Here is a 25,853-nt window from a genome sequence, read left to right on the forward strand (position 1 = left end):
AGTCGGTGCGACAACGCCGAAACCATCATGTCACGCAGATCATCATCACCCGGCAATGGAGACCTGTGAACCATCAGGGAGGTGGAACCTGCGATCGGCAGATCGGATTGGGCGATCGACGTATTCATCCCCACTCCCACCACGACGCCGGCCAGCGACTCATCCAAGGGAACGATCTGGACAAGGATGCCACCCATCTTCAGACCGTCGCAAAAGATATCGTTGGGCCATTTCAGCGCCATGGAGCAGTCATCGTGCGTGGGGAGGGCGCCACAGCATCCGACGACGTCATCCACCGCGTCAAGCGCCGCCAAGCCCGACAGAAGGGAAATCCACCCATTGACGGATGGGTCGGAGACCACCGACCACGGCATGACGCCGACGTACGAGACCATCATCGACCCATGGGGGCGCTCCCTCCACGGTCGCCCCAGCCGACCATGCCCGCCGGTTTGGGAATCCGCGACGACGACCAAGTCGGGGAATCCGTCATACGCGCGACCATCCACCCCACCCTTCGCGAGCACTCTCACGGCCACGCTGTTCGTGGAATCGGTTTGTCTGAACAGCAGAACGTCGACGCCCGAAGCAACGGTTCTTGGCAGACGCAGGCCCGCCAATCCGCGCGCCGCGACCACATCGTCACCACGTGCCGGCGCACCGGATCCACGGGACGGAAGCCCCGACAAGGCCTCGGAAAAACTGTTGCATTCCATGACGACCAGACTACCCGCGTGGTCATTCCATGGCCGCGTCCGTGGGGGATCAGTACAATGCCAGCCATGACCTCTGTCTCACATGGACCCCGTTCGACGACGAGGTCGTCGAGGGCCAGTGCGACGGGAATCGGCCGCCTGCGTGCGGTGCTCACCTGGGCCGTCGTCGTCGCCGCGTGTCTGTGGCTCGCTCTGTGCACCGCCGTGGGGCCTTTGTACTGGAAGGACGCCTCGATCGCGAACTTCTCATGGATCAACGCCGCCTGCGGCATAGCGTCCTTGGGAATCTATCTGGGAATCGTGGTGTCCTTGGTCCGGCACGCGCGATGCACCACGAAACGGCGGCATCATCGGACCCTACGGACCGCGCTGGACCGTATCCCGCTTCCCGCCGTTCACGGGGAAAAAGCCGGAGTCGTCCTGGGTCGGGCCGTTGTCCGCGGGAGCGATGCCGCCTGGAAAATCCTCCTGATACTCCTTCTCGGCTGGGCATGGGTTCCCGTGGCGCTTGTGTCGGCCTTCGGAGCCGACATCTTCTCGCAGTTCAAGGAGTTCAGCTGGTCATGGAACCAATGGACGGGAGTGCAGCAGCCCTACATCGGATTCTTCTCCTTCGTCCCCATGGACATCTATCCCACGGCCCATTATCTGTGGCCCACCCACGCGACCTATCTGACGGACCAGCACAACATCGTGCTGACGATCGTCTATGGGGCCACCGGAGCCGCGTCCCGCTTCCTCACCGGCGGCAACGACTGGGGACTCGCCACCCTATCGCTGCTGCAGCTGGTGTTCGCCGCGTTCTGTCTCGCATCCGCCTCGAACAGATTCCTCAACGCGCCCTGGCGCGGATCCGTTGGACTCTGGCGGACCGAGACCCGCCATCCGGGACGTCCAGAGCTCGGTCCGTCGGAGGGTGTCCCCGTAAGCCTCACCCATCCCGAATATGGTCTATCCCATCCGTGGACGACGCCGGTGCGCGTCTGGAACGGCCATCCGTCACGCCCCCGTTCGCGGGATTTCGCAGGTCCGGGAATGCGGGTACTCATCCTCGCGTTCTTCCTGACATGTCCTCTCGTCGTGTTCAGCACGATCTCGCTGACCAAGTCCCCGCTTTTCGCCTTCGCATTCACCTGGTGGTTCTCGATCGGATACGAGATTCGGCGCACATCGCGAGATCGCGCGCACTCCGGATCCTCATGCCGTCTGCGCCGCTCCTCCCTGGTGGAGCTGGTCCTGTCTACCGCGGTGATGATCGTCAGCGCCAAATACGCCTGGTACATCGTTCTTCTCACCACCGTCACCGCCATGCTCGCCGATAAGACGCACCGCCGGGACGTCCTCATCGGTATGGCCGTCCCCGCGGTCCTGATTCACGGAGCCATCGTCCTTCTTATCGCGCAGGGCGTCATCATCAACGGAGACCCCATCGAAAGCCGCGGCGTGCAGCTGCAGCAGATAGCGCGGATAGCCCAGAGAAACCCGAGCGCCATACCCGCGAAGGCGCGAACCGAGATATCCGCCATCTTCAACCTCGATCAGATGGCCGAGTCGTACACCCCATATGACGCGGACCCCGTGAAATCATCGGGGATACAGTCCAAGAAGGTGAGCTACCGCTGGCGTTCAGTCACGAAGGAGGACCTGTCACGGTTCAATGACGCATGGCTGCGCATCGTGGTCGCGGATCCGGTGACGGCCACCGACGCGTTCCTCGCGAAAAGCTTCGGCTATTTCAACGTCACGGACAATCCTTATGTGTCCATGGACTACTACATCGACAATGACTACGTGCGCAACTCCACAGATTGGCTCGGGCACTGGAACGCATCCGGACGCGCGGGACTGATGCGCGCGGTCCGCTCATGGAGCCGGATTCCCGTGCTGGGGTGGATCGTCCATGGGAATCTCTACGTCACGCTGACACTACTTATCGGTGCCGCCGAGGTCGTTTTGCACCGCTGGAGATCACTGGCTTGGCACATCCCACTTCTTGCGCTGATGGGAGTGATGATCATGGCTCCCGCCAACAACTTCGAAAGACATATGCTGCCGGTGGTCTTCGTCTTCCTCTTCCTCTGCCTCCAATTCCATCGGGAGTCGCACGTGCGCAAGCCGGGGGAAGCCGGCCGTCCGCGCGGGAACGGGGAGGACTGATATGGCAGGACATGGCGATTTTCTCGACTTGGTCGGTCGCTTCACCGTACGGCGTCGTCATCAGACCCCCGACGAGGACGTACCCGACGACAGGCTTCATTCGATCATCTTTGAATGCCTGACCGACGGCATCGCCGACGACCGCGTCGTGTCTCTTATGCATGTCATGGGCTGGAACGACGAGGACACCTGCATGGCGGCGGCCGGGAAGGTCCCGTCCGACGCCCGCGACGCCGAACGGGACCTTGGTGATGTCATGAGGTCCCACGGGGTCGGTCTTATCCTCAGCGGCATGAGGTCGGGCTGGATGGTCGCGGTGGGCGCCGCGCGCGAGTCTCAGACCGTGGAGGACGCCTTCGCCGCCCTCGCGGGCTTCTTCGACGACGGATCGCCGGTGTGTCTGGGAGATATGGGGCGGTCGGCGCACGGCGCGTCGTCATCCATCAGAGGGGTGCTCTCCGCGCTGCGCACGATACCGGCCGTGCCCGATCTCCCGCGTGTGATCCGCTCATGCGACGTCCTCCCCGAACGCGCGCTTCTGGGCGACGAGGACGCCCGCCACCAGCTGTATGAGACCGTCTACTCCGCATTACGCGAGGGCGGACCGCTCAATCCCAACCTTCCGACCGTCGACGCCTTTCTCCGTCTGGGAGGGTCCCTCGATGCCACCGCCAGACATCTCAAGGTCCATCCCAACACCGTCCGATATCGACTCAAACGCATCGCCACAACAACGGGCTGGGACGCGACCGACCCGCGCGAGGCCTACGTTCTGCGCACAGCCTTGGCCATTGGACGAATATACGACGCGTCGGGATCCCATCCCGCGGAGCCGGCCGTATAGACGGCATCCACAGGACATGAGACTCCACGGACCAGCGTGGACACCCGACGATGCCGACCCGACGACACGGTCCAACAACGTCGAAAGAACCCCCATCGAATCCGAAGCAGGAGTTGACGAACTTCCTGTGCCGGAGCCGCTGGGGGTCCAGGGGGAATGACGCGGATGCGTCTTCTCGGTCTCTCAGGCCAGTGTGGCCGGATCGAGCGGGATTCCCGGTCCCATAGTGGACGTGAGCGTAGCCTTCGAGATGTAGCGTCCCTTCACGGTCGCTGGCTTGAGGCGCTTGACCTCGTCGGCCACGGCCTTGAAGTTCTCATCAAGCGCGCTCTCATCGAACGAGAGCTTGCCGACAAGGAAAGAGAGGTTTCCGTGCTTGTCGACGCGGAATTCGATCTTCCCGCCCTTGATGTCCTTCACCGCTTTGGTGACGTCCATCGTAACGGTTCCGGTCTTGGGATTCGGCATCAGACCACGAGGTCCGAGCACGCGTCCCAGCCGTCCGACCTTGCCCATCATGTCCGGGGTGGCGACCACGGCGTCAAAGTCGAGGAAGCCGTCCTGCACCTTGGCGACGAGATCGTCATCACCAACGATGTCCGCTCCGGCCTCCGTGGCCTCGGTGGCCTTAGGACCGCGGGCGAAGACGAGGACCTTGGCGGTTTTGCCGGTTCCGTGGGGAAGGTTCACCACGCCGCGCACGAGCTGATCCGCCTTGCGGGGATCCACGCCCAGACGGTACACGACCTCGACGGTCTCGTCGAAACCACGCTTGGGCATGCTCTTGAGCAGGGCGATTGCCTCGGGAGCGGTGTAGAGGTTGTTGCGATCGACCTTCTCGGCCGCCTCGCGGTACTTCTTCGAATACTGCTTGGCCATCTGTCCTTCTCCTCTCAGTCCGTGACCGTGATGCCCATCGAACGGGCGGTGCCCGCGATGATTTTCATTCCGGCCTCGACGTCACGTGCGGAAAGATCCGGCATCTTGATTTCCGCGATCTCGCGGACCTGCGCCTTGGTGACCGTGCCGACCTTGTGCGTCAGCGGGTTCTCGGTGCCCTTGTCAATACCGGCGGCCTTGAGAAGCAGAGCCGCGGCCGGCGGGGTCTTGAGGATGAAGGTGAACGAGCGATCCTCGAAAACCGTGATCTCCACGGGGACGATCTGGCCCATCTTGTCCTGCGTGGCCGCATTGTAGGCCTTGCAGAACTCCATGATGTTCACGCCATGCGATCCCAGCGCAGGACCTAGAGGCGGAGCCGGATTGGCCTTGCCCGCCTGGATCTCGAGCTTGATCAGCGCTGAGACTTTCTTCTTGGGAGCCATACTATGGTTCTTCTTTCTATCAGCGGTGCGAACGGTCCACGCCAAGACCGGCCGAAGCCGAACCCCGCCGGGCCCTCCCGCAACGGATGTTACCGTGCCTACACCTTGCGGACGAACCGCATGCACAAGCTTCACTATTATGGCCGCCGACACGGACATCGTTCCAAGGACACGCCGAAGACCTCATGGTGTCATGCGGATATGAATCAGGGCCCCCGGGAACCAACCCGGAAAGACCCTGAGATAAAGGAAAAAAACGGTTAGGACAGCTTCTCGACCTGATTGAATCCCAACTCGACCGGGGTATCACGACCGAAGATCGACACAAGAACCGTGAGTTTCTGCGTCGCCGGCTCGATGTCGGACACCATGGCGGGCATGGTCTCGAATGGTCCATCCGTAACGGTGACCTGATCACCCACAGCGTAGGAAACCTCGACCTTGCGCTCCTTCGTGGCCGTGGGCTTGTCTCCGGCCGCGCGAAGCGCCTCCGCGGCGATCATCGGGGCCATCATCGTGACGACCTCCTTGGTGCTCAGCGCGGCAGGCTCCCTGGATGGCCCTACGAAGCCGGTGACGCCCTCGGTGTCACGCACGATGCGCCGCGCCTCCTCGTCGGGATTCATCCTGATAAGGACATAACCCGGCACCCTGACGCGGGTAACGACCTTGCGGCCCTTCTCCGTGTGCTGTTCGACCTCCTCCATGGGAACCTCGACCTGGAAGATGTTCTCCTCCATCCCGTAGTTCTGCACACGGGATTCGATGTTCGCCTTGACGCGCTTCTCGTAACCGGAATACGTGTGGAGGACATACCAGTGGCCCGGCAGCGACCTCAGACTGTTTCTGAACTCATCGACGGCCTTGGAGCCCGCGTCCACCGGCTGCTCAGGCTCCTGATTCCCCTCCTGCGCGGCTACCGGCTCCTTGGAGACGGCCCCGGTCTGCGCGGGCACCTCCGCGGTCACATCGGCCTCGGCCTGCGCGGGATTGAGTTCTTCAGACATTCACACACCTTCGATTCGTCGTATCAGCCAAACATCCATAGGACAAGCTTGCCCAGCCCAAAGTCCATCGCCGTGACCAGCCCCATGAGAATCAGCACGAAGACGAACACCGCGAAGGACCACGCAAGAAGCTCCTTGCCTGTGGGAGTCACGACTTTAAGGAGCTCGTCGACCGTCTGTCTGATGAACCTTCCAATGCGCGCGAACACATTGATTTTGGCGACCTTGGGCTTGGAAGCCTTGACGGTCTTATCCGTATCCTGGTCCTTCGCCTTCGCCATTGTCATCCCTCACTCGGCCGGTCTGTCTCACTGTATTTGCAGGGACGGCGGGACTCGAACCCACAACCTACGGTTTTGGAGACCGTTGCGCTACCAATTGCGCCACATCCCTAGGGCTGCCGTTCCGCCCAAGCACTCTGCGCACGAACAAAACCGCCAAGGAGCCATACTAGCGGGTGGCTACGATTTCGTCCAATCCCCGAGGGCGTCACGCGCACCCGCCGGCCTCACACGCTGGAACACGCCAACCGCAGTACGGCACGATCCGCAACGGCGCTGGGACGACCAGAGGACGAGAGACCGGAGAGACAAACCGGAAAACCGCCAGCCTACCGGGTCTACCTCGCCCACTGCGCGAAACGTCGCATTCCCTCCGCCAAATCCTCGTCGGACAGCGCATATGAGAATCTGAGGAACCCGGGAGCCCCGAAGGCCTCTCCGGGAACCGCGGCGATATGCGCCTCCTGGAGAAGAAGCGAGGACAGCATGGCGGAGGAGTCAACCTGCGAATGGTTGGGGCCCACCCGTCGTCCAAGAAGTCCACGGACATCGGCGAACGCGTAGAACGCGCCTCGTGGGGTGGGGCATACCACGCCAGGTACGTCGTTGAGATCCGCCACGATGGCACGTCGCCGCCGGTCGAAAGCCTCGCGCATCGAGGCCACCGCGTCCAGCGGTCCACGCACCGCCTCGAGCGCGGCCCGCTGCGGAACGTTCGACACATTCGAGGAAAGGTGGCTTTGAAGTTTGACGGCAGCCGCACGAACCGGATCCGGCGCGATCATCCATCCAACACGCCAGCCTGTCATGGCATAGGTCTTCGCCACACCGTTGAGCACTATCAACTGATCGCGCACCTCGGGAACCCTCTCGCCCACATAGGCGGTGTGCGCGCCGTCATAGTTCAGATGCTCGTAGATCTCATCGGAGACGACCCAGACATGATGGTCGACGGCCCACCGGCCAATGGCCTCGATTGTTTCCGCGCTCCACACCGCTCCCGTCGGATTGCACGGCGAGTTGACCACCACGGCGCGGGTGCGTGCGGTCCGAGCGGCCTCAAGATCCTCCACACGCGGCTCGAACCCCCCCTCCGGATCGGACCGCACGATCACCGGAACACCACCGGCAAGGCGCACGGCCTCCGGGTAGCTCGTCCAATATGGCGCGGGGATGATGACCTCATCACCGTCGTTGAGAAGCACCTGGAAGGTCTCATACACCGCCTGTTTGCCACCGTTTGTCACAACCACCTGCGAGGGGTCCACGGCGTAGCCGGAATCGCGGAGCGTTTTCGCCGCGATGGCCTCACGCAACTCGGGAAGACCGGGAGTGGGCGTGTACCGATGGTTGCGCGGATCGCGGCAGGCCCGCACGGCGGCCTCCACAACGTAGCCGGGAGTCGGAAAATTCGGCTCGCCCGCTCCAAAACCGATGACGTCGACTCCCTCGGCCTTCATGGCCTTCGCTTGAGAATCAACAGCCAACGTGGCGCTTGGGGCCACGGAATCGATACGATCACTAACCACACGCCAGTCAGACCCAGTCATGGAATCAACTCTATAACCGAGGTCGGAGAATCACACGCCGCGCACCGCCGCGTCACACGGCCGGACGTGGCTTGTTGACGACCAGAACAAGATCGTCGCGATGAACAACGGGATGAACGTACTCCGCGCCGAGATCACGCCTCAACTGCGTCGTCCGTCTTCCCGCCATTCGTGGAATCTCCTCGGAATCGAAACCCGACAGACCCTTCGCGAGATGACGGCCATTCTCGTCGTCCACCCACACCGGGTCCCCCGCGGAGAAGTCCCCGGACGTGCCCACCACGCCGGCTGCGAGAAGACTGGCCCGCCCCGAGGCGAGAGCCGCGGCGGCGCCGGCGTCGGCGACGATGCTCCCCCGCGGCTCGGCGGCGAACCCGATCCACAACCGACGAGAGGAGCCACGATGACGTATGGGCGCGACGACCGTCCCCACCGGATCTCCCATCACCGCGGGGCCCGCATCGGCGGCTGAAGCCAGAACCGTCGGAATTCCCGACACGGCCGCAATCCGCGCCGCCTCGATCTTCGTGACCATACCGCCCGTGCCGACGCCCGACCCGCTTCCAGCCACATCGACCTTCTGGAGAATCTCGACGACATCCGGCACGTAGCCGATTCTGCGCGCACCCGGCGAGGACGGCGGGGCCGTGTACAGCCCATCCACGTCGGTGAGGAGCACAAGAGCATCCGCACGGACGATGTTCGCCACCAACGCCGAGAGATGATCATTGTCGCCGAATCGAATCTCGTTGCTGGCCAGCGCGTCGTTCTCATTGACGATCGGCACAACCCCAAGGTCAAGCATCCGCGACAAAGTCCGCTGCGCATTGCGGTACTGGGCGGCGTGGATCGTGTTCTGCGCGGTGAGAAGAATCTGACCGACGCGTATCGAATATTTGGCGAAGGCGCTTTCGTAATGCGCCATCAGCAGCCCCTGACCAACGGACGCGGTCGCCTGCTGGGTCACCATATCCGTGGGACGCTCGTCAAACCCCAGCAACCCGAAGCCCGCGGCGATGGCTCCAGACGAGACGACGACGACCCGCGCACCCGACATCCGCGCGTGCGCGACGGCCCCGACGAGACCTCTCAGACGCCTGACGTCAAGATGTCCGGAATCGTCGGTCAGAGAGCTGGAGCCTATCTTCACCACGATCGTCCGAGCCTGAGCCACCCGAGACCGGACCTCATCCTCTGTGGGAACGGTCACCGCCCATCATCCTCCCCGCGTCCCACGATGGCCTGCTCGTCATGGGGATCGTCGTTGACACGGGGGTCGGCCCAGTGCCCCGCTTTACGCTCCTTCATCATGGCCTCTCGGACCGCGGCCTTCGCGTCCATCATCTGGTGGTAGTCGCGGCGGCGCTCGGCGTTCGTGCGACGATGCGCACGGGTATCGGTCTCCTCAAGACGCAGATCCTGGCCACGGGAACCCAACTGGCCACCGTCGAGCATCTCCGCGCCCGCGGCAATCGTGGGATCCCAATCGAACGCCACCTGCCTGTCTCCGGTGCCGATGCGGACCTCATCACCCGGACGCGCCCCCTGTCGGCGGAGCTCGTCCTCGACTCCCAGCTTCGCCAGACGATCCGCGAGGTATCCCACCGCCTCATCGTTGTCGAAATTGGTCTGGACGACCCAACGCTCCGGCTTCTCCCCGGTGACCGAGAACCAGTAGTCGCTCTCGCCGCCCTTGCGACGCACCTCGAACGCGGAACCCGCGCCACGGGAGACTCCCGCACGACGCGCCGACGCGGATGGCTGCTCCAAAGGACGTATGACCACACGCTCCTCATCCTGGGAACGCTCGCGAAGCTTCACCTCATGCCTCATCTCATCGATCAGATCGGCCAGCGCGAAGCCCAGCTCGCGAAGCCCCTCGTGCGACGCCGTCGACACCATGAACACGCGAAGCCCCCTGGCCTCGAAATCCGGAGCTACCAGATCGGCCAGCTCACGTGCCTCGGGAACATCGATTTTGTTGAGGATGACGATTCGCAGCCTTTCCGGAATCGGTATGGCGCCCAAAGGAAGATCCAACCTTTCGGCGTAGAGGGACAGCTCACGCTCCAGCGCCTCATAGTCCGCCATCGGATCGCGGTCGGTCTCCAAGGTCGCGCAGTCGATGACGTGCGCGATCACCTCCGTGCGCTCGATATGCCGGAGGAACTCCAATCCCAATCCCTTGCCCTCGGACGCCCCGGGTATCAGACCAGGAACATCCGCGATGGTGAAACGCCGCCCATCAACGCTCACAACGCCCAGATTCGGAGTCAGAGTCGTGAAGGGATAGTCGGCGATCTTGGGGCGGGCCGCGCTCATGGCCGCGATGAGGCTTGATTTCCCGGAGGATGGGAAGCCCACAAGGGCGACATCCGCGATGGATTTCAGCTCGAGTATGACATCACGCTCATCCCCCGGCTCTCCAAGGAGGGCGAATCCGGGTGCGCGACGCGTCCGGTTCGCCAACGCGGCATTGCCCAAGCCGCCAGTCCCGCCGGCGGCCGCCACATACCGGTCCCCTGCATGACGCAGATCGGCCAGCTGCCGCCCATTGGTCTTGCGTTGCCCAGAACGTCCAACCGCCTCAAAGATGACCGTTCCCACGGGAACCGGAAGGACAAGATCCTCGCCGTTGGAGCCGTCCTTGGTGTCACCCAGTCCCATCGTTCCGCCACTGGCCGTGCGATGGGGTATGAAACGGTAGTCAAGAAGGCTGTTGGCACGCGGGTCCGCGACAAAGACGACCGACCCGCCATCGCCACCGTTGCCGCCGTTGGGCCCGGCAAGCGGCTTGTACTTCTCACGGCGGACCCCGGCCGAGCCGTTGCCGCCATCCCCACCCTTGACGTGGACTGTCACCCGATCGACGAAATCACTCATGCGATCACCTTACTTCCCGGAACGCCCCCGGAGACCTCCCCAGGAGACATTCGACTGACGGCTGAGGGGCGTTCGGACGAACCTCCCCGTTATGGACGGCAAAGGCCGCACCCACAAACGGGATGCGGCCTTGGAAAAGAACCGACACGTGGTCAGTCGACGACGTCGACGACCTTGCGGTCACGGCGGACGCCGAACTTCACACTGCCATCCTTGAGCGCGAACAGGGTGTGGTCCTTGCCGACGCCGACGTTCTGCCCGGGATGGACCTTGGTGCCACGCTGACGCAGGATGATGTTCCCGGCCACGACGGCCTCGCCGCCATACTTCTTGACTCCCAGGTACTGGGGTTGCGAGTCGCGCCCGTTACGCGAGCTGGAAGCGCCCTTCTTATGTGCCATGATGTTATCCTTTCGAAGCTATTCGTCGCGGATGGTCGACCGACTCAGGCGATGGCTGTGATCTTCACTGCTGTCAACGGCTGGCGATGGCCCTTGCGACGTGCCACGCCCGTCTTGTTCTTGAATTTCTGGATGGAGATCTTGGGCCCCTTGGCCTCATCGTCCACAACCTCCGCCTTCACCGAGCGGCCGGCCAGATCCTTCGCGGAAAGCGTCACCGTGGATCCATCGACGACCAGCGCCACCGGAAACTCCACCGCGTCGCCCTTCTTCGCCGCGAGACGGTTGACCAGGATGACGTCACCGACCTCGACCTTTTCCTGATGGCCACCGGCCTTCACAATCGCGTACATATCCCATTCCTTGCTACTGGACAAGCATCTTATCCGGCACACTCGAGCCCGCGGCCAGACACCAGCGACCAACGTTACATCAACGGCCACGCATACGTCAAGTCCCTGTGGGGAGCGTGTCATCGGCCCGGCGCTCGGAGCGTCTGGCGCCGGTGGCACGCCCGGAATCGCGGTCAGTCCGAATCCCCGTCCTCATCGGTGTCGTTCGCGGCCACCGCGGCTGCCGCTATCTGCGCGAGCTTCGCCTTAACGTCCGGCGAGGAGCCCTTCGGCGAGGAGACCTCGACCCCATGCCCATGCTTGTTGGTTTTTACGAAGGGGTCGCCGCCCTTGAGCGCATACGGATCCGCGAAATCCGAAGACACCGTGGGCTCGTCATGAAGGATGAAACCACGTCCCTTGCAGGTGGGGCACTCCTCGGAGAACGCCTCGACAAGGCCCTGCCCTATGCGTTTGCGGGTCATCTGCACAAGACCCAGCGACGTCACCTCGGCGACCTGGTGCTTGGTCCTGTCGCGCGACAGACACTCGACGAGACGGCGAAGAACCAGATCCCTGTTCGCCGGCATGACCATGTCGACGTAGTCGATCATGACCATACCGCCGATGTCCCTCAGACGCAGTTGCCTCGCTATCTCCTCCGAAGCCTCGAGATTGCATCGGGTGACCGTCTCCTCAAGGCTTTTTCCTCGCCCGATGAACCGTCCCGTGTTGACATCGATGGTCGTCATGGCCTCCGTGCGGTCGATGACGATGGAGCCACCCGACGGCAGATAGACCTGCCTTTCCATACCCTTGCGCAGCTGGCTGTCGATCTGCCAACGGTCGAACACATCCTTGCCCTCATGCTCGGCCGGATCCCAACGCTCAAGCCGGTCGCGAAGATCCGGGGCCATCGTCGTGAGGTATTGGGAGATCCTGTCGTAAACGCCCTCACCCTCGACGATCATGGAGCTGAAGTCGTCGTTGAAGATGTCACGCACCACGCGGATGGCCACATCCGGCTCGCCCTGAAGAAGCTTGGGGCGCTTGCCGTGGAGGAACTCCTCGCGCTTTGCCATAATCGAATCCCACTGCGATCTCAAGGCGGCGAGATCCTTCTCGATGGCGTCCTCGGACGCGCCCTCGGCAGCGGTGCGGATGATGATTCCAACGTTCTTCGGCGCTATCTTCGACACGATCGACTTGAGACGGGACCGTTCCGCCTCGGGCAGCTTCCGGCTGACTCCAGTCATGCCCCCCGATGGGACAAGCACAAGGAAGCGCCCGGCCAGAGTGACCTGTGATGTGAGGCGGGCCCCTTTGTGGCCTATCGGATCCTTGGTCACCTGCACCAGGACGGGGTCGCCGGACTTGTACGCCAGCTCGATGCGCCGGGGCTGTCCATCCAGACGCGTCGAGTCCCAATTGACCTCGCCCGCGTAGAGGACGCCGTTGCGGGCCTGACCGATGTCGACAAACGCGGCCTCCATGCTGGGAAGCACGTTCTGCACCCGGCCCAGATACACATTGCCCACCGTGGACACCTCCTGGATGTCGGACACGTAGTGCTCGACCAGGACGTTGTCCTCGATGACGGAGATCTGGGTATGCCGACCCCGCTCACGAACGACCATCAACCGTTCGACGTTCTCCCGACGCGCGAGGAAATCGGCCTCGATGAGCTGGCTCTGACGGCTGCGCTCGCGCCGGTTGTCGCGGCGGCGCTGCTTCTTAGCCTCAAGTCGCGTGGAACCTTCGATGTCGGTGATCTCATCGATGTACTGCTGTTTGCGTGAGCGTTTCGACGAGCCCTGCTCGTCCTGCTGCTGGTCACTGTCGCGCCTGCCGGAACGGCGGCGGCGACGACGACGCGTGACGACCATGCCCTCGTCGGACTCCTCCGACTCACGCGACGATGGGGCCTTCCCGGAACCCGACTGTCCGGAATCGTTCGGGGACTCGTCATCGTCATGGGAGCGGCGGGAACGATGGCGACGACGGGAACGCGTGGATTCCCCCTCGCCCGCGGCCCCCTCCTCCCGTTCATCATCATCGGATCCGGCCTCATCCGTGGACGCGGGAAGCGCGATGGTCGCGTATTCGATGTCGTCGTACTCAAGATCGTCCTGTATGCGCTCGACCTCGGCGGCCGCGCGCCGCTCGGTGGCGTTGAGTCGGCGCGACCGGCGGGAGCGTCCACGACCGGACTCATCCCCGTCCTCCGCGATCGAACCCATATCCTCGTCAGATATGCGGCGGATCGAGGAGATGCCGCTGATGGCATCCGAACGACCATCCACGGGCGAACCGCCATCATCCGATTCGCGGTCAGCCGCATCATCCCGCGCACGCCCGCGTCGGCGTGAGGATCTTCTGGAGGGTTTGGAGGAGTCATCATCGTCAGGCACGGACCTCGAGCGAGAACGCGATCTGGTCCGTGACGGGGACTCCTCCGCGCGTTCGGAGTCCGTGTCGTCGTCATCGCCGGATGATGCCGTGGAATCAGCGTCATGCGCCGGCATAACCGGCTCCCTGAACAGAAGCGACGTCATAGGACGCGATGTGTCGGCGGCCGGACGGTAGGAAAAACCGTCGTCCGCCTCGGAATCCGGATCCTGCGTCCCTCCGGGGACATGCGGCTCCTCGAATATCGGCGCGGAATGCTCTTCGACCGTCAGCTCTATCTTGGCGTCGGCGGCGGCGGTTCCCCTCACCACCCGCCGACCCGTCCTGCGACGACGGACGGGAGGCGTGGGCGCGGCCTCCGCTGGTTTATCCGAGGACGATGCGGCCGCCTGCGACCGCGTCCCGTCCTCCGTTGATTCCCTTGTCGATGATGATGTCTCGGACTCGACCTCGTCGATATCCTCATGGCGTTTTCTGGGCACGATGCTCCTCGCGAGACGCTGCAATCATCTCGCCTTGCTAATGGCCTCGCCGCTGTCACGCCACGCTCTCACCGTGACCACGCTCTCGGCGCCCGTACGAGGCGACTGGAAAAGTCTTCAGCTGCACGATGGCGGACACCAACGCTCGCGAATCATCTCGCGAGGGGATCGACACCATCGAATGCCTTGTCAGTGGCTTGCAGCGCCACCACTCTCCAGTATGGCACATCGAATGACATTCGCGTTACCAACCGCGGGGCATCCGCCCATCTCAGGCCACTGCGGAGGTGAGCCACTCCCTCAGAATGGACTCCATAAGACGCAGATCACCTACCGGAACCTGCTCATCGCGTTTATGGGCCAGCAAAGGACTTCCCGCCCCGAAATTCACCGCGGGAACACCAAGGGCCGAAAAGCGGGCCACATCGGTCCACCCCAATTTCGCCACCGGATGACGTCCCGTGCGCTCACAGACGAGACGGGCCAGATCCGCCGTCATCGTGGAGTCCATACCGGGCCGCGCTGCCGGCGATTCGTCTCGCATCTCAATGCCGAATCCCTCGAACATCCCACCACACGCGAGATGCTCCCCATTGTTCAAAACCGCTCCCGTCCCCTCGCCCATCATGAGTGTCTTGGCCTGTTCGACTGTCTTGTCAGGGGCGAAACGGTAGTTCACATGGATCCGGCACTCCTCCGGAATCACATTCGTCCCCTGTCCGCCCGATATCATCGTGGCATTGACCCCCTCGCGGTAGGTCAGACCATCCACGACGACGTCACGCGGCTCGTACGAGGCGAGACGATCAAGAACCGGCGCCGCCATATGGATCGCGTTGCGCCCCATCCACGCACGTGCCGAGTGGGCGGCCACCCCATGGGACACGACATCGAAACGGATGGTTCCGTTGCATCCGCCCTCGATGGCGCAGGACGTCGGCTCTCCGATAAGCGCGAAATTCCCTTCCAACCACTCCGGATGGCTTCGGGCCACCCTGCCCAGGCCGTTGAGCTCGGCGGCGACCTCCTCGTGGTCGTAGAACACGAACGTCAGATCATGGACAGGATCGGCCACAGTGGCTGCCAGATGCAGGAAAACCGCGTCGGAGGCCTTCATATCCGTCGCTCCACGCCCCCACATGACGCGTTGTCCCGGAGCCGCGTCGGCCACGTCCCCCCGGATGCCGCGGTCCCCCGCCTCCAGCCACCGTGGGGGAAAATTGTCGATTACCGGGACCGTGTCCAGATGCCCCGCGAGAACAACCCTCGTCGGGCGTCCCAGCCTCGTCGATGCGACCACGGTGTCGCCATCACGCCGCACGTCCAATGAGCCAACCCCGCGAAGGAAGGATTCCACCTCATCCGCGAGCGCCGTCTCCTCGCCGCTGACGGATCGAACGGCCATGATGTCTTCCAGAATCTCCTCCACCGTGGAATCCGCGCGCATTGGTCGTCCCCTCCCTCATGACAGCCCCGTCGGAGCCGTTACGCCCGCCAGTGTGCCACCTGGCCACGATGGGATGCCGCCTGATTCCCATCCAACGGACGACCGGACGCATCAGGCCGCGGTCTCTGCCACGATGAACAATGATGTGCCGAGGGGAAAGGACGGGGAGCGCATGCCAGGTCTGCTCAGCGCCATGGAGGGTTTCTGCGTCATAGGCGTCGTGATCGTCGTGGGATATGCGGCAGCACGTATGCGCATCGGCGGCCCCAGCGCCCAGATGGTCCTCAACAGGTTCAGCTTCTTCGTCTCAAGTCCCTGTCTGATGTTCGCGATCCTGTCCAAGGAGTCGATATTCGAGATCTTCCACTCCTCGATTGTGGTGGCGTTCCTGTCGGCCGTGGCCGTCGGGGGAATATTCCTGCTGCTCAATAGGCTGCACTTCCATATGGGCGCGGCGGACGCCACAATCGGCGCATTGAACTCCCTGTATCTCAACTCGAACAACATCGGTCTGCCAATCGCCACCTACATTCTGGGAAACCCGGCGCTGGTCGCCCCGATCCTCGTCATGCAGCAGGCCGTTTTCACACCCGTTGGACTCACCGTGCTCGACGCGACCACACAGGGGACCGTATCGGCCAAACGCATTCTCACGCAGCCGCTGCATCAGCCCCTGTTGCTGGGATCGCTCGCGGGCATCGCGGTGTCGGCGATCAGCGCGCGCGTCGGATGGTTCGTGATTCCGGATTTCCTGTTCGACCCCATCGACATGATCGGCGACTCCGCCGTGCCGATGATCCTCATGGCCTTCGGGATGTCCCTCCACGGCAGCGCCCCCATGAAGGAGCGCAACGACCGGGCTGCCGTCATCACCGTGGCGGTTCTCAAAAACGTCGTCATGCCCATCATCGCGTTCGTCCTCGCCTATTTCCTCATGGGCTTCCGTGGAACGACGCTGTACGCCTGCGTCGTTCTCGCGGCGCTTCCCACCGGGCAGAACGTCTACAACTACGCCGCCCGGTACAACGTGGGACTGACCTTCGCCCGCGACGGCATACTCATCTCCACCATCACCAGCCCTCTGATGATCGCCCTGATCGCGGCCGTCCTCAGCTGACGGACAGGTCGTCCAACCGATGGCGGAAACGCGGCCAATCGGCGCGGAAGGCCGTCAGAAGCCTCAACGACGGCACATCGTCGATAGGCACCCACGCGATCTCCATGCTCTCGTCATCGTTGGGCAGAGGATCGACATGGCATCCCTCCCGCTCGAACGCTATGACGGTGGTATAGGCCCAGGTTCCATGCTCCTCACGGTAGGCTCCGACCACACGGATGTCCTGGGGGCGGATCCCCGCCTCCTCGTGGCTCTCCCGCAGAGCGCCCTCCACCGCGTTCTCCCCGTCGGCGATGGCACCCCCGGGGATGCCCCATGTTCCCCCCTCGGCGCTCCACATCGCACGATGCTGCATGACCACATGGGTGGGATGTCCCCGATCGTCCCGTCTCACCAGAAGCACTCCGGCGGCGCCGTTCAATCCCCAATGGCGACGTCCGCAGGCGCAGTCGACCCATCCGTCCCCAGGCTGATGAACGTTGTCCTGCGGCGTGTCCGTGGCGTGGACCGAATCCAATCCGCCCCCCGTCGGTCCCTCCGCATTCCACATGTCCGTCCACCGCACACCCAAGGATCCCGCGAGTCTCCGCACAAGCGGAAGACTCAGCCCCAGAACACCATGCGGATCGCCGTCCACCCCATCGATGAACACTCCCCCCCTGCCCTCCAGGGTGAAGGCCCCTGCGATCTCCAAAGGTTCTCCGGTGCGGACGTATGCGTCGATGTCCTCATCGTCGTATTCTCCGAAATACACCACGGCATGGCTTGTCCCCGACACCACCCGGCCCGACGCGAGGTCGACGAGCGTGTGACCCGTCCATAGCTCCCCCTGCCGACCGCGCATGGCCAGCAGGCGTTCCCGCGCCACGGCTGGGGTATGCGGCTTGCCTTGTATGTCGCCGTCCATGGCGAACAGAGAGTCGCATCCCAGAAGAAGCGGCCCCCCAGGGGAATCCCCCCGACCGGAATCCGGGTTGATGATCGAGCCCCGGACGGGAACCACCGCAGTCGGAACGTCAAGTCCCGAGAAATCACGTGTCATCATGGAAACCCGATCATCCGACACCTGTTGTGAACGCCCGCCGGCGGCAACACCTGTCGCCTCCAGCGGATAGGCGGTGATGACGTCCCCCGACGCGTCGCGGACCGTTCCGACGACACCCCGATACTCATCCGCGACCGCGGCGGCCTTGGCTCTGGCCAGAACGGCGACCCGCGTTCCGACATCAAGGCCGTCCACCCCCACGCCACGGGATCTGGCCGCGGAATCCAGAACAGCGGACTCGTCGACGTGCGACACCCTCACCAATGGACGGATGCCCGCGGATTCCAGAACGCGGCGGCGGGAGGGGGACTGCGATGCGAGAATCAGCTGAATTGTCATAATGTCCTTTGCCGTCTAGTAAGTCGAATCCCGTGATTGGCGCCCGACGCGAACCCCCTCAGTGTCGACCTTGAGATGAAGGACATGCCAGTGTCCCGAGTCCAGATGATCCCGGGCCACGGATTCGATGTCCGCTCTCGAGTCACCGTGATGCAGAACCAGAACGCATGGGCCGGCGCCCGACACAGCGGCGGCATAGCCGTTGTCCCTCAATAACCCTATAAGCTTCCACGACGGAGGCATCAACGCGGCACGGAAGGACTGATGCACGGCATCCTGCGTGGCCATGAGAAGAAGAGCGTTGGGATCATCGCCGCGCCAACCCAGCGATGCGGGATTCATGGCCCCAGGCAACAGGGCCGCCCGGGATATGTTGAACACCGCGTCGGCATGCCGAAGGCTGGCAGGAAGTGCCTGCCGCGCCTTCTGTGTGGAAAGCTCGAAATCCGGGATGAACACCGACGCGACGATGTCGTCGTCCACCGGATACGTGACGGTGTGGAATCCCGGGCGGGCGGGCTCCCCTCCAGCCACAGTGGCCGACCCCACTCCTTCCGGAACGTCGAGGTTCCACGACACCGTCAGACCGCCAAAGACCGCCGGAGCCACATTGTCCGGGTGCCCCTCGATGGTGGCCGCCAAATCGAATATCGTCTGGCGTTCGATGTCCCCATCATGTGCGAATGCCGATGCCGCTGCGATAGCTGCGACGATGGCCTCCGCCGACGAACCCATGCCGCGGGCTTGGGGAATGCGGTTGGTAGCCTCAAGGGTGAACCCCAGACGTCCCAGCCCCAGCGTTTGGCAGGCCCTCCGGAAGGTCGAGACGACAAGATGGTTCTCGTCACGCGGAAGAGTCGACTCCCCCTCGCCGTGGATAATGACGGTGGCCGAACGATCCTGCGGATCGTCATGGAGCGTGAAGGTCAGATCATCGTGATAATCGAGTGCCAAACCCACCGAGTCGAATCCGGCCCCCAGATTCGCGCTCGTCGCGGGCACGCTCACCTTCACCTGTCGACATATCGGATTCACGGTTCTCCTTCCCGCCATGCTGTCGCGCCCACCGATCTACGACCGGTACGGACACTGGCATGGACTCCCATCATCGTCGCGCGGGGTGTCCGTCAGTCGAGGACCCGCAGGATGGAGGGGGTTCCGGCCACACAGTCAAGCCCGCATACGGAACTGACGGTCTTGCGCAGCGTCTCCTCGTCGCAGAGATGGGTGACGAGGCGAAGCTGCTGGATCTCACCCGAATACCCCGGCTCGTGCAGCGTGGGCTTGAGATCCTGGTTCACCCCGTTGATGGAGATTCCATGATCGGCGAACTCCTGCGCGATGGCGGCGAGAACGCCCGGCTTGTCATGGATGAGGAACCGGACCGCGAAAACCGCCGTGGATGCGTTCAACGGGGCTTTTCTCAGAGCCCGATACAGAGGTATCGACGGCCCTACGCATCCCTGGGCGATATGGCGCGCTTCCGTCACCACATCACCAACCACGGCCGAGGCAGTGGGAGCACCACCGGCGCCACGCCCATAGAACATGAGATCATCGGCGGCCTTGGCCTTGACGAAAACCGCATTGAAACTGCCATGCACGGAAGCCAGGGGATGGCTTTCGTCGATAAGCGCCGGGTAGACCCGGGCGGACACGCCATCCTCGCCGTTCTCGACCACGGCGAGAAGCTTGATGACCTTCCGCTCCGCGGTGGCCGCCGCAATGTCATCGGCGGTGATCGAGGTGATTCCCTCCACCGTCACATCGTCGATGGAGACAGGTGTGTGGAATCCGAGCGTGGCCATGATCGCCGCCTTGTTGGCCGCGTCATACCCCTCGATGTCCCCGGTCGGATCAGCTTCGGCATAGCCCTTCTCCTGGGCGTCACGCAGCGCCACATCGAAGTCGAGACCCTTGACCGTCATCTCGTCGAGAATGTAGTTGGTGGTTCCGTTGACGATGCCCAGCATGGAGGTGATGCTGTCTCCCACCAGGGACTCCCGCAGCGGACGGACGATGGGAATCGCCCCGCCGACCGCCGCCTCGAAGTAGATGTCGACGCCGCGGGCCGCAGCCGCCTCATAGATCTCCGTGCCGTGCTTGGCAAGCAGCGCTTTGTTGGCGGTAACCACCGACGCGCCCGATTCTATGGCCTTGAGTACGAAGGTCCGGGCCGGCTCAAGTCCGCCGATGAGCTCCACGGCGATGTCGCATCGCTCACAGAGTCCGGCCGTGTCGGTCGTCAGCAGCGACTTGTCGATCCACGGCACATCCACCTCATCCGGGTCGAGGCATGCCACACCGACCAGCTCGATGTCGCGTCCGATGCGTTGGGACAGATCCTCACGCTGCTCGACGATCAGGCGTGCGGTCTGGGACCCCACCGTCCCGGCCCCCAAAAGACCGATGCGGATCGGGGATGTGTTGTCTGATGCCACTGGTGTCCCTCCTTAGGGATTCTCTGGTTTCCCGACGGTACTGCTATGTCTCGTAAGTCTCGCCCATAATCGTACGAAGTCGATATGACACGCGGACGCGTGACTGTCACCCCATATCCCAGGAAAGCAGGTCGTCGACCGTCTGACGCCGGATCATGACGTGCGCGCCGGATGCCCCGGACGACACCACTGCGGGGATTGGAGCCTGATTATAGTTGCTGGCCATCGTCCTTCCATAAGCCCCGGTCACCGGTACGGCAAGGATGTCCCCACGCCGGATGTCCTCGGGCAGCTGGCATTCACGGACCACGATGTCGCCCGACTCGCAATGCATACCGACGACGCGGCATGTCATGGTTGGCTCCGCCCCTGTTCTGTTGGCGAGAGCCGCAGTGTAGTCAGCCCCATATAAGGCTGGCCTGATGTTGTCGCTCATTCCTCCGTCGACCGACACATACACCCTCCGTTCCAGAGGCGTGCCATTGCGATCAAGCGTTCCCACAGGCACGGGAACGGGCTTGACGACTCCCACGCGATACAGAGTGATGCCGGCCGGGGCCACGATCCATCGTCCAGGCTCGAAGGAGATGATCGGCTGGGGCATTCCCCACGCCGTGTTGGCCGCGCGGATCTCCTCGGCAAGATGCCTCAGCTCGACCTCCACGTCCATGGAATCCTCGTCCGAGGTATACGCGACGGAAAACCCGCCTCCCAGATCCACTTCGGGAAGGGTGATGGCATCCGTGGCATAGAAGGTCTTGCGCAACAGCATCATGCGTCTGGCAGCCTCGATGAAGGCGGACGCGTCGTGGATCTGCGAGCCGATGTGGGAATGGATTCCGACGAGCTCAAGATCATCGCCATGCCGGGCTATATCCTGCAGAACGGACAACGCCGGGCCGTCGGACACTGCCTGCATGGCATCGGCCAACGCGCGGTCGGCGTCGGAGACGTCCACCGCATTGAGGTCGAAGGGATACCGGACGTCGTGCCTCACAACGCGGACACGTGACGGGGATTCGATCCGGGCTCCGGCATCATCGGCTCGAGCCTCGGCGATTCGGATGTTGGACGCGGCGGGCGATGCGGAACCGAGATGCGACAGAAGGCCCAGAACGGATCCATCCACTCCTGGGGGCAGCAGAGGCACTCCGAACTTCTGGTCCTCATGCGCCGTGGAGATGAACTCGTGGCCACCGGCGTGAATTCCGCACGTCACGCGCAGCATAACCCGCGCCCGGCGTCCCAAACGGTGGGCTATGGCGGCTATGCGGGCGGGCTCGGAGGGCTCGTCCACCACGATTTTGGAGAAGCCCTCGGTGACGGCGAGCGCTATCTCGTCGTCGGACTTGTTGTTGCCGTGCAGGACCAGACGGCGGCCTGGGGCGCCCGCGGCCAGAGCCAGGCGCATCTCCCCCATCGTGCAGGTGTCCACGAACATTCCGGCATCGAGAACGGCACGGACGATCTCCTTGGAGAGCAGGGCCTTTCCGGCGTAACTCACATGCGTCGTCGCCGTGGGGAAGGCCGACGCCGCCGCGCAGACAAAGCTTTCCGCTCTGCCGCGAAGGTCGTCCATATCGACGACGTAGAGGGGGGACCCGAACTCATCGAGAAGCGACGAGACGGATCTGCCATGAACCTCGATCGACCCGTGTCCATCACGCTCGACGCCACGCGGCCATATCCCGCTGCTCTCCATCGGATCACATCCTTTCGGGGGCATCCACGCCAAGAAGCGCGAGACCCGCACGTATCACCGTTCCCACGGCATCGTTGAGACGAAGTCGCGCCGCGGCCCGGGCAGGTTCGGGGTTCTTGCTTCTCTCCAGGGCGTCACGACGTTCCGCCGGCAGCTCCATCTCATGGTCGGTCAACGGCATGGGAACCACACGTTCGAGGTTGTACCAGCGGTGGTAGGTTCCGGCCAGATCCTCCAGATAATGGGCGACGCGGTGTGGGGCGCGCAGGTCTCCCGCCTGGCTGAGGACGGATGGCCATTGCGCGAGCGCCGCGAGAACCTCACCGTCCGCTGTGGTGTCGAGGAGCGCGAGATCGGCGCCCTCATGGGTGACGCCACCCTCGACGGAATTGCGCGCCACGTTGCGCGACCGCGCATAGGCATATTGGACGTAGTAGACGGGGTTGTCGTTGCTATGAGACGCAAGGAGATCAAGGTCGATGTCGACGCTGGTGTTGTAGTCGGTGCGGGCGAGGGAGTACCGAGCGGCGTCCACGCCAACGGCCTCGACGAGATCGTCGATGGTAACGACGTTGCCGGCCCTTTTCGACATCCGCACGGCCTTGCCGTTCTTCATGACGTTGACGAGCTGTCCGATGAGGATCTGCATGTTCTCCCCGGGAACATCGCCGAACGCCGCGCACATGGCCATCATGCGGCCGATGTACCCGTGATGGTCGGCCCCCAGCATGTAGATGGCGACGTCCGCGGGATCGGTCGCACGGTGGCGCTTGTTGTAGTAATAGGCGATGTCGGCCGCGAAGTAGGCGTAGTTCCCATCCGATTTGATGATCACGCGATCTTTGTCGTCGCCATGCTTCGTGGAGACGAACCAGGTCGCTCCATCCTTCTCGATGATGTCGCCCTTGTCCCTGAGCGCCTGTATCGCGCGTTCCACCTCGCCGTCCTCGTACAGGCTGTTCTCGTGGAACCACACATCGAAGTCGACGCGGAAATCACGCATGGATGTTCTGATCTCCTCGAACATCATGGGAACAGCACGACGGCGGAACTCCTCGCGTTGCGGGGAGTCGCCCTCTCCCAGAGGCTGACCGTCAGCATCCACACCGGAATCCTCGCGTGGAAGCCCAAGGATGTCCATGCCCTCGGACCTGGCCTGCTCGACCACACGTGAGGCGATGTCGTCGATGTACGCGCCCTTGTACCCGTCGATGGGGGCGGGCTCGCCATGCGCGGCGGCGACGAGGGATTTCGCGAACCGGTTGATCTGCTCGCCGTGGTCGTTGAAATAGTATTCACGTACCACCTTGGCGCCATTGGCCTCCAGCACCCGGGCCATGGAGTCCCCCACCGCGGCCCATCGGGTTCCCCCTATATGGATGGGGCCTGTGGGGTTGGCGGACACGAACTCCAGATTCAGCGTTTTTCCTGAGAGATGATCGTTACGCCCGTACTCGTCCCCCTGCTTGAGGACCGTGTCCACGACCGCCGCGGCCGAAGCCGAATCAAGGACAATGTTGATGAAGCCCGGGCCTGCGATCTCCACAGATGCGATTCCCGGCTCCTTGCCCAAAGCCGTGGCAACCGACTGCGCTATCTCACGGGGAGCCATCCCCGCCTTTCGAGCCAGCTGCATGGCGACGTTCGACGCCCAGTCTCCATGAGACCGGTCCTTGGGCCTCATGACGGCCAGTTTCCGCGCGGACGGGACATCGTCGACGGTCAATGATCCGGCTTGTCCGGATTCGGCCAATCGCCGGACTATATGTGCAAGGACTTCGCTCAGCTCTTCAGGACTCATTCCCCCCAGTCTAATGTTCCTCACGACAGGAAAGGCCGCTCTGACCCGGCGAGCAAAAGCCGACATCGCGTCCGCTCGCGCCGGACATGGCATGGTGGGACATCTCCAGCCCTCCCAGACCTCCCGCTTTCCCAGTGGACGCGAAAACCGGATACGGGTGAGGCGGGAACGCGAAGACGAGCACGCGAAAGCCCCGGATATCCTCACGGATTCCGGGGCTCGAAGTCGCACCACAGATATCTGCCGACGCACGCTCCAATCGACGATTCGTCACCTATTCGACCGCTATCGCGTCAATCTCCACAAGAGCGCCCTTGGGAATGTCGTTGCCCCCGAAGGCGACGCGGGCCGGCTTTACGGACCCGATGAAGACCTGGGCGTACCGGGAGTCGACCTCGTGGAAGTCATCGACGTTCTTCATGTAGATGGTGGTTCGGACGACCTTCTCGATGCCACTTCCTGCGGCGTCCAGAATGCACTTGATGTTCTTCAGCGCCTGCGCGGCCTGCTCGCCGGCCGTGGCTCCGGACAGCTCACCCGTGGCGGGATCAATCCCCAGCTGCCCTGACACGAAAATCAGACCATTGGCTTTCACTGCCTGGCTGTAGGCACCCAATGCCGCCGGCGCGTACGCCGTCGCGACCTCATTGACTGACATGGCATTCCTTTCGTTTGATCCGCAATGGACAACGGTGACGCGGACACGGACGCCCACCACTCGTCACACAGGATTCCGGTGGGCTTGATGGGATTCGAACCCACGACCTTCTGTTCCGGAGACAGACGCTCTATCCACTGAGCTACAAGCCCCTACGCACCATGACCACTGTACACGCACCGCGGACACAACATGACTCGAGGCCGGCCTGACCACGATCCACCGGTGGCAGGAGAAACACGCACGGCCTACACTAATGACCATGTTCAGTGGCTCCATGAATACCATGACCGACTTCGAGTTCGAACGCCGCTTCTTCTGCGCCGCCCCTCCCCAGGAAGTCCTGGATGAGACTCCCACGACGATTGTGCAGAGCTACTTCGTTCATCAGGACAACTACGCACTGCGCGTGCGAGTCATGCTGCACGACGTCCACGAGCCGATGACATCCGACATGGATGCCCGTCTTCTGCTGCAGTCACACCTCGAGCAGGTCTCCGATGCCTTCGTGACGGTGAAAGGCCCGTCCGTGGGTGGAACGCGCTACGAGGCGGAACGGGAGATTGACTCCCACATCGCCACGGAGCTGATTCTGCGCGGCGGATCAGTGATCGTCAAAAATCGTTTTTCAATATGGCTTGGCGAGGACGGCTGGAGCATCGACGTATTTGGAGGAAACAACCATCCTCTGGTGATCGCCGAAGCAGAAAGAAGTGGGCCCGTCACGAATCTGGCCATCCCCTCCTTCTGCGTCAGTGAGATCACCGACCAAAGGCGTTTTTCAAACGATGGATTGGCATCGAGGCCTTTCAATCAGTGGAAAGCCGAGTACAGGCGCGAACTCGACGATCAGGGTCCTCATTTCGAGCAGGCGTTCGGGCACAATCGGCGCATGTGAGGAGCATAGGGAGCGGCT

The 25,853-nt window shown here is 63.0% G+C and carries 22 protein-coding genes and 2 tRNA genes; 4 read left to right on the top strand and 20 right to left on the bottom strand.

Features of this window, described 5'->3' with window-relative positions; translation table 11 throughout:
* The coding region (locus Q1X90_RS06660) for a biotin--[acetyl-CoA-carboxylase] ligase (protein WP_300768335.1) at positions 1-716 on the bottom strand (716 nt) is incomplete at its 3' end.
* Positions 717-782: 66 nt separating this feature from the next.
* Between Q1X90_RS06660 and Q1X90_RS06665 the strand changes: the two genes are divergently transcribed.
* On the top strand, positions 783-2,873 hold the full coding sequence (locus Q1X90_RS06665) for a DUF6020 family protein (RefSeq protein WP_300768337.1): 2,091 nt from the start codon (positions 783-785) through the stop codon (positions 2,871-2,873).
* Between the two features lies 1 nt (position 2,874).
* The gene (locus Q1X90_RS06670; protein ID WP_300768339.1) at positions 2,875-3,717 is read left to right on the top strand and encodes a CdaR family transcriptional regulator; all 843 of its coding nucleotides are present in this window, start codon (positions 2,875-2,877) and stop codon (positions 3,715-3,717) included.
* 183 nt (positions 3,718-3,900) lie between these two features.
* On the opposite strand, the gene rplA is transcribed toward Q1X90_RS06670, so the two are convergent.
* The 12 genes from rplA to dapE form a co-directional block, all read right to left on the bottom strand.
* A complete protein-coding gene (gene rplA, locus Q1X90_RS06675; protein ID WP_300768342.1) occupies positions 3,901-4,596 on the bottom strand; it encodes a 50S ribosomal protein L1 in 696 nt (231 codons plus the stop codon).
* A 14-nt stretch (positions 4,597-4,610) separates the two neighbouring features.
* Entirely contained in the window at positions 4,611-5,042 is a 432-nt protein-coding gene (rplK, locus tag Q1X90_RS06680) for a 50S ribosomal protein L11 (RefSeq protein ID WP_300768344.1), read from the bottom strand.
* A gap of 260 nt (positions 5,043-5,302) precedes the next feature.
* Positions 5,303-6,049: a transcription termination/antitermination protein NusG gene (nusG, locus tag Q1X90_RS06685; RefSeq protein ID WP_366944471.1), complete on the bottom strand. Its 747-nt coding sequence runs from the start codon at positions 6,047-6,049 to the stop codon at positions 5,303-5,305.
* Positions 6,050-6,072: 23 nt separating this feature from the next.
* Positions 6,073-6,330 (bottom strand): preprotein translocase subunit SecE, encoded by a 258-nt coding sequence (secE, locus tag Q1X90_RS06690; RefSeq protein ID WP_300768346.1) that lies wholly within the window; start codon positions 6,328-6,330, stop codon positions 6,073-6,075.
* A gap of 39 nt (positions 6,331-6,369) precedes the next feature.
* A tRNA-Trp gene (locus tag Q1X90_RS06695) sits at positions 6,370-6,442 on the bottom strand.
* Between the two features lie 226 nt (positions 6,443-6,668).
* Entirely contained in the window at positions 6,669-7,880 is a 1,212-nt protein-coding gene (locus Q1X90_RS06700) for a pyridoxal phosphate-dependent aminotransferase (RefSeq protein WP_300768348.1), read from the bottom strand.
* 52 nt (positions 7,881-7,932) lie between these two features.
* Positions 7,933-9,090 (bottom strand): glutamate 5-kinase, encoded by a 1,158-nt coding sequence (gene proB, locus Q1X90_RS06705; RefSeq protein ID WP_300768350.1) that lies wholly within the window; start codon positions 9,088-9,090, stop codon positions 7,933-7,935.
* Positions 9,087-10,763: a GTPase ObgE gene (gene obgE / locus Q1X90_RS06710; protein ID WP_300768352.1), complete on the bottom strand. Its 1,677-nt coding sequence runs from the start codon at positions 10,761-10,763 to the stop codon at positions 9,087-9,089. Before obgE ends, proB begins: the two co-directional genes overlap by 4 nt.
* Positions 10,764-10,915: 152 nt before the next feature.
* Positions 10,916-11,164 (bottom strand): 50S ribosomal protein L27, encoded by a 249-nt coding sequence (gene rpmA, locus Q1X90_RS06715; protein WP_300768354.1) that lies wholly within the window; start codon positions 11,162-11,164, stop codon positions 10,916-10,918.
* 44 nt (positions 11,165-11,208) lie between these two features.
* The gene (rplU, locus tag Q1X90_RS06720; RefSeq protein WP_300768357.1) at positions 11,209-11,517 is read right to left on the bottom strand and encodes a 50S ribosomal protein L21; all 309 of its coding nucleotides are present in this window, start codon (positions 11,515-11,517) and stop codon (positions 11,209-11,211) included.
* A 173-nt stretch (positions 11,518-11,690) separates the two neighbouring features.
* Positions 11,691-14,387: an Rne/Rng family ribonuclease gene (locus tag Q1X90_RS06725; protein WP_300768359.1), complete on the bottom strand. Its 2,697-nt coding sequence runs from the start codon at positions 14,385-14,387 to the stop codon at positions 11,691-11,693.
* A gap of 271 nt (positions 14,388-14,658) precedes the next feature.
* Positions 14,659-15,834 (bottom strand): succinyl-diaminopimelate desuccinylase, encoded by a 1,176-nt coding sequence (dapE, locus tag Q1X90_RS06730; protein WP_300768361.1) that lies wholly within the window; start codon positions 15,832-15,834, stop codon positions 14,659-14,661.
* Between the two features lie 172 nt (positions 15,835-16,006).
* Between dapE and Q1X90_RS06735 the strand changes: the two genes are divergently transcribed.
* Positions 16,007-16,951, top strand: coding sequence for an AEC family transporter (locus Q1X90_RS06735; RefSeq protein WP_300768363.1), 945 nt, complete (start codon positions 16,007-16,009; stop codon positions 16,949-16,951).
* Here the strand turns inward: Q1X90_RS06735 and Q1X90_RS06740 are convergent.
* The 7 genes from Q1X90_RS06740 to Q1X90_RS06770 all read right to left on the bottom strand — a co-directional run bounded on the left by Q1X90_RS06740 (position 16,944) and on the right by Q1X90_RS06770 (position 25,089).
* Positions 16,944-18,335: a Maf family protein gene (locus tag Q1X90_RS06740; protein ID WP_300768365.1), complete on the bottom strand. Its 1,392-nt coding sequence runs from the start codon at positions 18,333-18,335 to the stop codon at positions 16,944-16,946. The genes Q1X90_RS06735 and Q1X90_RS06740 overlap by 8 nt on opposite strands.
* Before the next feature lie 15 nt (positions 18,336-18,350).
* Positions 18,351-19,370 (bottom strand): homoserine kinase, encoded by a 1,020-nt coding sequence (gene thrB, locus Q1X90_RS06745; protein WP_300768406.1) that lies wholly within the window; start codon positions 19,368-19,370, stop codon positions 18,351-18,353.
* Positions 19,371-19,462: 92 nt separating this feature from the next.
* Positions 19,463-20,776: a homoserine dehydrogenase gene (locus Q1X90_RS06750; RefSeq protein ID WP_300768368.1), complete on the bottom strand. Its 1,314-nt coding sequence runs from the start codon at positions 20,774-20,776 to the stop codon at positions 19,463-19,465.
* A 106-nt stretch (positions 20,777-20,882) separates the two neighbouring features.
* Complete coding sequence (locus Q1X90_RS06755; RefSeq protein WP_300768371.1) at positions 20,883-22,478, bottom strand: diaminopimelate decarboxylase; 1,596 nt, start codon at positions 22,476-22,478, stop codon at positions 20,883-20,885.
* Positions 22,479-22,482: 4 nt separating this feature from the next.
* The gene (gene argS / locus Q1X90_RS06760; RefSeq protein ID WP_300768373.1) at positions 22,483-24,279 is read right to left on the bottom strand and encodes an arginine--tRNA ligase; all 1,797 of its coding nucleotides are present in this window, start codon (positions 24,277-24,279) and stop codon (positions 22,483-22,485) included.
* A gap of 274 nt (positions 24,280-24,553) precedes the next feature.
* On the bottom strand, positions 24,554-24,937 hold the full coding sequence (locus tag Q1X90_RS06765; RefSeq protein WP_300768375.1) for a Rid family detoxifying hydrolase: 384 nt from the start codon (positions 24,935-24,937) through the stop codon (positions 24,554-24,556).
* Between the two features lie 79 nt (positions 24,938-25,016).
* Positions 25,017-25,089 (bottom strand) — tRNA-Arg (locus Q1X90_RS06770).
* Between the two features lie 125 nt (positions 25,090-25,214).
* On the opposite strand from Q1X90_RS06770, the gene Q1X90_RS06775 reads away from it, so the two are divergent.
* A complete protein-coding gene (locus tag Q1X90_RS06775) occupies positions 25,215-25,835 on the top strand; it encodes a CYTH domain-containing protein (protein ID WP_300768377.1) in 621 nt (206 codons plus the stop codon).
* Positions 25,836-25,853 lie beyond the last annotated feature (18 nt).

This window comes from uncultured Bifidobacterium sp., assembly GCF_949292005.1.
Taxonomy (GTDB): Bacteria; Actinomycetota; Actinomycetes; order Actinomycetales; family Bifidobacteriaceae; genus Bifidobacterium.

Bases quoted from the DNA above. Each gene is read 5' to 3' on its own strand.
- Q1X90_RS06665 (WP_300768337.1), top strand. From the start codon at position 783: ATGACCTCTGTCTCACATGGACCCCGTTCGACGACGAGGTCGTCGAGG.
- Q1X90_RS06670 (WP_300768339.1), top strand. From the start codon at position 2,875: ATGGCAGGACATGGCGATTTTCTCGACTTGGTCGGTCGCTTCACCGTA.
- rplA (WP_300768342.1), bottom strand. From the start codon at position 4,596: ATGGCCAAGCAGTATTCGAAGAAGTACCGCGAGGCGGCCGAGAAGGTC.
- rplK (WP_300768344.1), bottom strand. From the start codon at position 5,042: ATGGCTCCCAAGAAGAAAGTCTCAGCGCTGATCAAGCTCGAGATCCAG.
- nusG (WP_366944471.1), bottom strand. From the start codon at position 6,049: ATGTCTGAAGAACTCAATCCCGCGCAGGCCGAGGCCGATGTGACCGCG.
- secE (WP_300768346.1), bottom strand. From the start codon at position 6,330: ATGGCGAAGGCGAAGGACCAGGATACGGATAAGACCGTCAAGGCTTCC.
- Q1X90_RS06700 (WP_300768348.1), bottom strand. From the start codon at position 7,880: ATGACTGGGTCTGACTGGCGTGTGGTTAGTGATCGTATCGATTCCGTG.
- obgE (WP_300768352.1), bottom strand. From the start codon at position 10,763: ATGAGTGATTTCGTCGATCGGGTGACAGTCCACGTCAAGGGTGGGGAT.
- rpmA (WP_300768354.1), bottom strand. From the start codon at position 11,164: ATGGCACATAAGAAGGGCGCTTCCAGCTCGCGTAACGGGCGCGACTCG.
- rplU (WP_300768357.1), bottom strand. From the start codon at position 11,517: ATGTACGCGATTGTGAAGGCCGGTGGCCATCAGGAAAAGGTCGAGGTC.
- dapE (WP_300768361.1), bottom strand. From the start codon at position 15,834: ATGCGCGCGGATTCCACGGTGGAGGAGATTCTGGAAGACATCATGGCC.
- Q1X90_RS06735 (WP_300768363.1), top strand. From the start codon at position 16,007: ATGCCAGGTCTGCTCAGCGCCATGGAGGGTTTCTGCGTCATAGGCGTC.
- Q1X90_RS06740 (WP_300768365.1), bottom strand. From the start codon at position 18,335: ATGACAATTCAGCTGATTCTCGCATCGCAGTCCCCCTCCCGCCGCCGC.
- Q1X90_RS06755 (WP_300768371.1), bottom strand. From the start codon at position 22,478: ATGGAGAGCAGCGGGATATGGCCGCGTGGCGTCGAGCGTGATGGACAC.
- argS (WP_300768373.1), bottom strand. From the start codon at position 24,279: ATGAGTCCTGAAGAGCTGAGCGAAGTCCTTGCACATATAGTCCGGCGA.
- Q1X90_RS06765 (WP_300768375.1), bottom strand. From the start codon at position 24,937: ATGTCAGTCAATGAGGTCGCGACGGCGTACGCGCCGGCGGCATTGGGT.
- Q1X90_RS06775 (WP_300768377.1), top strand. From the start codon at position 25,215: ATGAATACCATGACCGACTTCGAGTTCGAACGCCGCTTCTTCTGCGCC.